6 protein-coding genes, 1 pseudogene and 1 CRISPR repeat array are annotated in these 8,639 nt (G+C 64.5%); of the genes and pseudogenes, 2 read left to right on the forward strand and 5 right to left on the reverse strand.

What is annotated here, in order from left to right; genetic code table 11:
* The 3 genes and pseudogenes from F813_RS14565 to F813_RS0113250 form a co-directional block, all read right to left on the reverse strand.
* Positions 1 to 120, reverse strand: a pseudogene (locus F813_RS14565) (IS110 family transposase); the annotation flags it as partial.
* Between the two features lie 260 nt (positions 121 to 380).
* Positions 381 to 1,613 carry a multifunctional CCA addition/repair protein gene (locus F813_RS0113245; RefSeq protein WP_017926910.1) on the reverse strand — a complete coding sequence of 411 codons (1,233 nt, stop codon included), beginning with the start codon at positions 1,611 to 1,613 and terminating at the stop codon, positions 381 to 383.
* Positions 1,614 to 1,629: 16 nt separating this feature from the next.
* Positions 1,630 to 2,592, reverse strand: a complete 963-nt coding sequence (locus F813_RS0113250; RefSeq protein WP_017926911.1) for a complex I NDUFA9 subunit family protein — start codon at positions 2,590 to 2,592, stop codon at positions 1,630 to 1,632.
* Between the two features lie 105 nt (positions 2,593 to 2,697).
* Between F813_RS0113250 and F813_RS0113255 the strand changes: the two genes are divergently transcribed.
* The gene (locus F813_RS0113255; RefSeq protein ID WP_017926912.1) at positions 2,698 to 4,065 is read left to right on the forward strand and encodes an NAD-dependent succinate-semialdehyde dehydrogenase; all 1,368 of its coding nucleotides are present in this window, start codon (positions 2,698 to 2,700) and stop codon (positions 4,063 to 4,065) included.
* A gap of 101 nt (positions 4,066 to 4,166) precedes the next feature.
* Positions 4,167 to 6,775: a CRISPR direct-repeat array (repeat unit 28 nt; unit sequence TTTCTGAGCTGCCTGTGCGGCAGCTAAC).
* A 130-nt stretch (positions 6,776 to 6,905) separates the two neighbouring features.
* Here the strand turns inward: F813_RS0113255 and cas6f are convergent.
* Complete coding sequence (gene cas6f / locus F813_RS0113260) at positions 6,906 to 7,466, reverse strand: type I-F CRISPR-associated endoribonuclease Cas6/Csy4 (RefSeq protein ID WP_017926913.1); 561 nt, start codon at positions 7,464 to 7,466, stop codon at positions 6,906 to 6,908.
* A gap of 3 nt (positions 7,467 to 7,469) precedes the next feature.
* Complete coding sequence (csy3, locus tag F813_RS13770) at positions 7,470 to 8,318, reverse strand: type I-F CRISPR-associated protein Csy3 (RefSeq protein WP_369759352.1); 849 nt, start codon at positions 8,316 to 8,318, stop codon at positions 7,470 to 7,472.
* 83 nt (positions 8,319 to 8,401) lie between these two features.
* On the opposite strand from csy3, the gene F813_RS13775 reads away from it, so the two are divergent.
* On the forward strand, positions 8,402 to 8,639 hold a 238-nt coding region (locus tag F813_RS13775), incomplete at its 3' end, for a transposase (RefSeq protein WP_038060148.1).

Below are 8,639 nucleotides of genomic sequence, written 5' to 3' on the forward strand. Positions count from 1 at the left end.
CTCCCGGTACTGGTCTTGGCGGTTCGGGAACACCTTGGGCTTCACCTTGCCCGCCTCCAGATCCCGGACCCACATGCAGTCGAGCTTGTTCTTGCTAACATCAACGCCAATATGAGCCATCTCGTCCTCTCGCCTTGTCCGTACAGCCTCACCCGTCCGTCACGGAGGGGGGTCTTGGATACCGTTCAAACTTCGAGATGAGAAAGGACTCGGGGCCAATCTACAGAACAGGTTCGTGACCTCAGGAGCCTGACGGGTTACCCGAGCCCAATACGGTTCATGGTAGCGATCCGTGAACCGCAAGACACAAGGAGCCTGCTCGCAGGCGAAGCCCCTGCCCGCGTCCGACCTTGGTAGGGGCTTCGCCTGCGAGCAGGCTCCTACGGGGCGGGGTGCTCGTCGAGGGCCTCGGCGATTGCCCGGATGCGCTCGCGATCCAGCGCCTGGCCCAGTGCCTTGCCCTTGAGTCCCTCGGTCATCAGGGCCTGCGGTTGCACCCCCTGTGCCGCCGCGACGGCGCGGCGTACCGCATCGGCCTGGGGGTAGGGTTTGTCCTCCCAGCCGGTGCGGCCGCGGAAATCCGCCTCCACCGCGAGCAGGAAGGGCTCGACATTCTCGGGTCGACGCAGGGCGTCCAGCCCGTCTACCAGTTTCATCACCGTCTTCGGCCTGAGCTCGAAGACCCGGTGTACCAGTCCGTGGTAGCGCGAGACCCGCACGGCCAGATCACGATAGCGGTTGGGGATACGCAGGCGTTCGGCCAGTGCGCGGATCAACAGGACTCCCCGCTCCTCGTGCCCATGGTGGCTGGGCAGGATGTCGGGATCGGTATTGCCCTTGCCCAGATCATGCACCAGCGCGGCGAAGCGGACCTCGGGGGATTCGGAGAGGCGGGTCGCCTGGTCCAGCACCATCAGGGTATGCACGCCGGTATCGATCTCGGGGTGATAGCGCGCGGGCTGCGGGACGCCGAACAGGCATTCGATCTCGGGGAACAGGCGGGCCAGTGCCCCGGCGTCGCGCAGGACCTCGATAAAACGGCGCGGGGCGGGGCTCTTCAGCGCCTTCTCGCACTCGGCCCAGACGCGTTCCGGAACCAGCGCATCGACCTCGCCGGAGGTGACCAGCTCGCGCATCAGCTCCCGCGTGTCGTCGGCCACGCGAAAGCCCCAGGGCTCCAGCTGCGCGGCAAAGCGGGCCACGCGCAGCAGGCGTACCGGGTCTTCGGAGAAGGCGGGCGAGACATGACGCAGCAGACGCGCCTCGAGGTCGGCCTGCCCGTTGTAGGGATCGAACAGATGCCCGTCGGCGTCCTCGGCCATCGCGTTGATGGTGAGGTCGCGGCGTTCGAGGTCGTCTTCCAGCGTGACGTCGGGCGCGGCGTTGAACTGGAAGCCGTGGTAGCCGCGCGCGGTCTTGCGCTCGGTGCGCGCCAGCGCGTATTCCTCATGCGTCGTGGGGTGCAGAAAGACCGGGAAATCGCGTCCCACCGGGCGGTACCCGGCGGCCTCCATCGCCTCCGGCGTGGCGCCGACCACCACGTAGTCGCGTTCGTGCACCGGGCGCCCCAGCAGCCGGTCGCGCACCGCGCCCCCGACGAGATAGGTCTGCATGGCGTCCGCGCGGCCGCTAGCCGCGGTCGACCTCGCGCGTATGGGTGCGCAGGGCCTGCTTGCGGGCCTCGAGGCCGCCCCCGAGGTATTCCGGCGCGATCGACTCGAGCCGGGTCGGGCAGGGCAGGCGGTTGTCGCCCTCGCAGATGCTGTCGATGGTCAGCGAGGCGAAGTTGTCGCGGGACAGCGGCTTGCCGGGCACGAACTCGAACACGCTGGCCTGCAGTTTGCCGGCCCAGTCGGGCAGCTTGATCACCGGGCGGCGCCGGCCAATGAGACGACCGACATAGCGCACCAGCTCCTCCAGCGTATAGGCCTTCGGGCCGCACAGTTCATAGCCCTCGCCGAAGGTCTCGGGGTCCTCCAGGGAGTCTACGAAGTGTTCGGCAACATCCCCCACGTACACGGGCGCGAACTTCGCGTCGGCGCGCGCCAGTGGCATGAATGGCGAGATCTTCAGCAGGGTGGCGAAACGGTTGAGGAGGGAGTCGTCGCGCCCGAAGATGACCGATGGCCGGAATACGGTGACCGCGAATGCGTCGCAGGCGAATACCAGCTGTTCCGCCTCTCCTTTGGTGCGCAGGTAGTGGCTCGGCGGGTTCTCCATGTCGGCCTTCAGCGCGCTCATCTGCAGGAAGCGGCGTACCCCGCAGCTCTCGGCGGCGGCCAGGGCCTTTTGCGTCAGCTCCACATGCGCGGCGCGAAAACCCGAGCCGTCGCGGCCGCGTTCATTCAGGATGCCGACCAGATTGATCACCGCATCCTGGCCCGCAAAGGCCCGCTCCAGAGTGGCCGGATCATGGGCGCTGCCCTCGATCAGATCCACCTCGGGATTCACCAGCAGGTCCCGGTGTCGATGCGGGCGGCGCGACAGCACGCGCACGCGGATACCGCGATCGATCAGGCGGCGGATGATCTGGTGGCCGACAAAGCCGGTGCCGCCGAGCAGGCAGACAGAGCGAATCGAATCAATCGACATGGTCCCAAGGTCCTTCCGAAAGCCAGTGGGGGTGGTCTTATACTCGGGTGACTGTCAATCTTCAAACCGGGTTCCGCAACCGTTCCCCGCCACCGAGGTTTCGACATGAACGACCTGACCGCGATCAATCCCGCCACCGGCGAAACCCTGGCCCGGTACCCGCGCATGGGCCCGGAGGCCCTGGAGGCCGCGCTGGCGCGGGCGGCCAGCGCCCAGCAGGACTGGGCGGGGCATCCGGCTTCGGTACGCGCCCAGTGCCTGCGCGATCTGGCTGCCGTGCTGCGTGATCAGCGCGAGGCGCTGGCGCGCACTGCCACGCAGGAGATGGGCAAGCGCCTGGTCGAGGCCCGTGCCGAGGTCGACAAGTGTGCGAATGCCTGCGACTACTACGCCGACCGCGGTCCGGACTTTCTCCAGGACACGATGATCGCCTCCGACGCGAGCCGTTCGTTCATCGCCTGGCAGCCACTGGGCACCGTGCTGCTGGTCATGCCCTGGAACTTCCCGTACTGGCAGGCCTTCCGTCAGGCGCTCCCGGCGACCCTTGCCGGGAACACCGTGCTGCTCAAGCACGCCTCCAATGTCCCGGGCTGTGCCGAACACCTGGAACGTGTGTTCACCGAGGCGGGCCTGCCCGAGGGCGTGTTCCAGAACTTGCCGGTGGGGTCGGACGCGGTAGAGGGCATTATTGCCGATACCCGCGTGCAGGGCGTGAGCCTGACGGGATCGGAAAGGGCCGGGCGCGCGGTGGGCGCGGCGGCCGGCAAGGCGCTCAAGACTTCGGTGCTGGAGCTGGGCGGCTCGGATGCCTTCGTCGTGCTGGCGGACGCCGATCTCGACCACACCGTCGAGCAGGCGGTGCGCGGACGTTTTCAGAACAACGGCGAGACCTGCATCGCCGCCAAGCGCTTCATCGTCGAGGAATCGATTGCGGACGCCTTTGTCGAGCGATTCCGGACGGCCATCGAGGCGCTGGTAATCGGCGACCCGATGAGCGACGACACGAATATCGGGCCGCTGGCGCGCGATGACCTGCGCGACGAACTGCACGACCAGGTCCGGCGCAGTGTTGCCGCCGGCGCGCGGCTCGTCACCGGCGGCAAGCCGCTGGAGCGGGCGGGCTATTTCTACCCGCCCACACTGCTGGATGCGGTCGAGCCGGGCATGCCGGCTTTCGACGAGGAGACCTTCGGTCCGGTCGCCGCGGTGACCCGGGCGCGCAACGCCGATCACGCAATCACCCTCGCCAACCGTTCGCGCTTCGGCCTGGGCGGCAGCGTCTGGACCGGCGATCCGGTACGCGGCGAGGCCCTGGCCCGTCGCCTGGAGTGCGGCTGCGCCTTCGTCAACGGCATCGTCAAGAGCGACCCGCGCCTGCCCTTCGGCGGGGTCAAGGACTCGGGCTACGGCCGCGAGCTCTCCGAACTCGGCATCCGCGAATTCCAGAACGCCAAGACCATCTGGGTGGGATAGAGCCAGCTCCTGGCCAGGAGTGCTCTCTAGTGTGCGGGAGCGCTCCGGGGTCTGGCGCGGTACAGGCCGAGCTCGAGGCGGCCTTCCCAATAATTCATCACTCAGTTAGCTGCCGCACAGGCAGCTAACTCCGGCAGGTAGGGGCCAAGGGCGGCCTGGGCTTTCTGAGCTGCCTGTGCGGCAGCTAACGCCACCAACGGCCGCCTGGCCGTCGAGCTCAATTTCTGAGCTGCCTGTGCGGCAGCTAACGTTTTGGGGTATGAGCGGATCGCCGAAAAAAACTTTCTGAGCTGCCTGTGCGGCAGCTAACCAGGGCAACGTCGCCGTGGTCGCCTTCGAGATTTTCTGAGCTGCCTGTGCGGCAGCTAACGCTTGTATCGCTGGGGCGGTTGCGATAGTTTTTTTCTGAGCTGCCTGTGCGGCAGCTAACTTAGGGCGTTAACGCAACGTAACAGTACAAGGTTTCTGAGCTGCCTGTGCGGCAGCTAACATTGAACCGAACGACCGGCGGGCCGACTGCATTTTCTGAGCTGCCTGTGCGGCAGCTAACTTTCTGGAGCTGCTGAGAGGGAAGGGGATTCCTTTCTGAGCTGCCTGTGCGGCAGCTAACATGAATGACGCACTCGAAACAGTAGCAGTTATTTTCTGAGCTGCCTGTGCGGCAGCTAACGCTTCGCCGACGCCGAAATCGTTGGCGGATTCTTTCTGAGCTGCCTGTGCGGCAGCTAACGGCACTCGTCGAGGACAATCAAAGAGCCGTCGTTTCTGAGCTGCCTGTGCGGCAGCTAACCTGGATAACGTTTTCGGCTGTACCTTTCCCGATTTCTGAGCTGCCTGTGCGGCAGCTAACTGGTCGTGTTCGGTCTGATTCGTCGGGCGATGTTTCTGAGCTGCCTGTGCGGCAGCTAACGGATCGGACGATCGCGCGGGGTCTGTTCCGGTTTTCTGAGCTGCCTGTGCGGCAGCTAACAAGGCCCGCGCGGCACCTTCGCCCTGCGCATCTTTCTGAGCTGCCTGTGCGGCAGCTAACCGGTGCTGGTCGCCGTCGCTCCGGCGCAGGGTTTTCTGAGCTGCCTGTGCGGCAGCTAACGGGGATACGGTGCCCATCCGCGACCCCTGGGTTTTCTGAGCTGCCTGTGCGGCAGCTAACCCTCGGCGGTGTCGCAGTCTGCCCGCACCTCGTTTCTGAGCTGCCTGTGCGGCAGCTAACTGGGCGATCACGCCGGTGTAGCGGTCGCGGTCTTTCTGAGCTGCCTGTGCGGCAGCTAACCGTCTCGCCCACCAGGTCGAGCCCGGTGATGTTTTCTGAGCTGCCTGTGCGGCAGCTAACGCCACGGCGGGCCAGGCGGTGCGCCTGGATGATTTCTGAGCTGCCTGTGCGGCAGCTAACGTGTCCGGGCGTTCGAAGACGGCGGATCTGGTTTTCTGAGCTGCCTGTGCGGCAGCTAACGGCTTCAGGTCCGGACCGAACCGCCGACCGTATTTCTGAGCTGCCTGTGCGGCAGCTAACAAGGCGTAATGAAACAGCGGGTTCCCGTTGGTTTTCTGAGCTGCCTGTGCGGCAGCTAACGACAGGCTGCTTTCGGAGCGGTGGGCGTCGGTTTTCTGAGCTGCCTGTGCGGCAGCTAACCTCGCGTCGCGTTTAGATCCCGACCAGTGGCATTTCTGAGCTGCCTGTGCGGCAGCTAACCGCTTGCTGTCGTTCTGCCGCGTTGCACCATTTTTCTGAGCTGCCTGTGCGGCAGCTAACGGTCGGGGGCGCAAGCACAGGGGAGGCGCCCATTTCTGAGCTGCCTGGGCGGCAGCTAACTCGTCTTGTCGGGCCTTGCCGCTGAGCTGAAGTTTCTGAGCTGCCTGTGCGGCAGCTAACTTCTGGCCATTCTCGACCGTGCCGATCAGGTTTTTCTGAGCTGCCTGTGCGGCAGCTAACAAACTACCCGCCGCATCGGCGGCTTTCACGTGTTTCTGAGCTGCCTGTGCGGCAGCTAACGCCACCAACGGCCGCCTGGCCGTCGAGCTCAATTTCTGAGCTGCCTGTGCGGCAGCTAACGTGTCCGGGCGTTCGAAGACGGCGGATCTGGTTTTCTGAGCTGCCTGTGCGGCAGCTAACGGGATGGCGCGGGTGTCGCTGTCGGTGATGGTTTTCTGAGCTGCCTGTGCGGCAGCTAACACCATGTGGTACCAGTAGTCACCGGGGCGGGTTTTCTGAGCTGCCTGTGCGGCAGCTAACCGCTCCAGCAGCCGCTCGCGCAGACGGCTCAATTTCTGAGCTGCCTGTGCGGCAGCTAACACAATCAAAGCGCCGTCGGGTACCTCCATCCATTTCTGAGCTGCCTGTGCGGCAGCTAACATCACCGCCCGCGCGTGGCTGTCGCGTCTACTTTTCTGAGCTGCCTGTGCGGCAGCTAACCCGATCTACAACCGCCTGCAAGACGCGGAGAATTTCTGAGCTGCCTGTGCGGCAGCTAACGCCGGGTACGTAAATGCGATACGGGCCGAAGTTTTCTGAGCTGCCTGTGCGGCAGCTAACGAGGGAGTCGCGTAGCTCACGCTGCACTTGCTTTTCTGAGCTGCCTGTGCGGCAGCTAACGGCACCTATCCCTCCTTACGCCGGACGGATGTTTTCTGAGCTGCCTGTGCGGCAGCTAACTGCTAGACACGGGCAACCTCCCGGAGCCGCAATTTCTGAGCTGCCTGTGCGGCAGCTAACAAGAGCATGTTGATTCTATATCGCTGATTTTTAAAGAGCTATTGGGTAGTGGTTGGTTTTCACCCTTTCTCGGAGGGGTGGCGTATCTCGCTGATTTCCGGGCGCAACATGGGTGCGCTCGGAAAAAGGGTCAAAACCACGGAACGGTGGCGTCCTGGCTTAGCCCGTAAGTGTTGAAGCGGCCGGGCGAGGCGTGTTGCTGGGGCGGCCCGTGTTCGATGAATAGGCTGAAGCGTTGTCCGGTGCTGGAGCTTTGCACGCTCAGGAACGGGGTGTTGACCCGCCGCTCGACCGCGTCGGGGATATGCTGCCGAGCTTCTTCGTAGCTTTCTCCATGCCGGCGCATTCGGCGTCGGCGCAGGCGCTCCGCACTGGTCTTGTACTGACGGCGCCGAACGGGACGATAGGTGACCTGGTCGGGGACAGGTTGTACCGGGGTGGCATCCACCAGGCTTTGCATGCCGCCAAGCCATTCGTCCTGCATGAGTTCGTTCAGGCGTCCCCGAGTGCCGTGGACCCGTAGTCGACGGCCGAGTGGGGGCTCCTGCTCGTGGTCGGGGAGGCTGATACCGATGTCGTCGGCTGAAAGGCTGACGAGTCGGCGATGCAGTTTGCTTACCAGCGCCCCGATTAAGGTGGTCTCTTTGAATTCGGGGTCCGGCATGACTCGAAGGTCGAGGTAATGATCCATGGTTCAGTCCGCCTTCTCGCCGAACACGCCGCCGCGAACGATGGTAGCCAGCACGAAGTGCTGCTGCTCTTCCGGCGGCTCCTGGTCCTTGAGGATCCAGTTGTCCAGCAGTGTGTAGAAGTCCGCCTTTTCTTTGGGCTGACGGAAGGCGGTCCCCTGTGTCGTGACCGAGCCGTAGGGCTCCACCGCGATCGGCCCCATATCGTGTTCTGCCGCACGTGGGTACCAGGTATCAATGGTCCGGAGTGCGTTACCCAGTTTCTGGGAATGGATGCCGGCGACGCCATCAACGGTGTAGAGGGTCTTGCTCTTTTTGTGCTGGTCGCGGTCGAGAATCAACTCCTGCGAGGGGAACACCTCCTGGCCGGCGCCCATGCGGGCGAATGCGGTGACTTCCAGGAGGACAAAACTTTCGCCGGAAAGACCCTGCCGGATTACCTCGGCCAGCTCGCCCAGGGCGCGTTCGGCGTCGCCTTCCGCCGTGAAGCCGCGCAGGGGGATCTGCAGTGCATCGAACGTCCAGCTGCTGTTGGTTTCGCCTTCTTCCTTTCGATTCACCCGGATCTCCACGGCCTCCGCCGCCATGCGGTTGCGCCACAGGAACCGCGCGTTGGCGATGTTCTGGGCATACCGGCGGGCCAGGGTCGAAAAGCCGTGGTTTTCAACGTACCCGCGGACGATGGTCTGGAGCTTTTCCTGGTAGGGGGCGCTGTTGCAGGCCGAGGGCTTTCCGGTACCACCCAGGACCTTGAGTGTGAAGCGGCACATGAGGGTGTCCTGGTCAGCGGGCAGGGCTGCCACGTCCACGGTCTGCAGGTTCGGGTTCTGGATCTGCGCATCCAGTTTCCTGATTAGCGACGAGAGTCAGCCAGGCTCACTGGGTGAGCCACCCCCGGGCGTACGTTGAGGCTACACAGTGAGCGGAGAGTGGCCTCATGGCGCAGAATCGGATTCAGTTTCAGCCGGGGATGTCGTTGCCGGCATTCATCGCCCAGTACGGCACCGAGGCCCAGTGCGAGGCGGCGCTGGAGCGGGCCCGATGGCCGGCCGGCTTCCGCTGCCCGCGTTGCGGGTGCCAAGCCCACTGCGTCCTGCACGGCAGCCCGCGCAAGAGGTTTCAGTGCAACGCCTGTCGGCATCAGGCCTCGCTGATCGCCGGCACCGTGATGCAGG

This window comes from Thioalkalivibrio sp. HL-Eb18 (assembly GCF_000364985.1).
Lineage (GTDB): Bacteria > Pseudomonadota > Gammaproteobacteria > Ectothiorhodospirales > Ectothiorhodospiraceae > Thioalkalivibrio.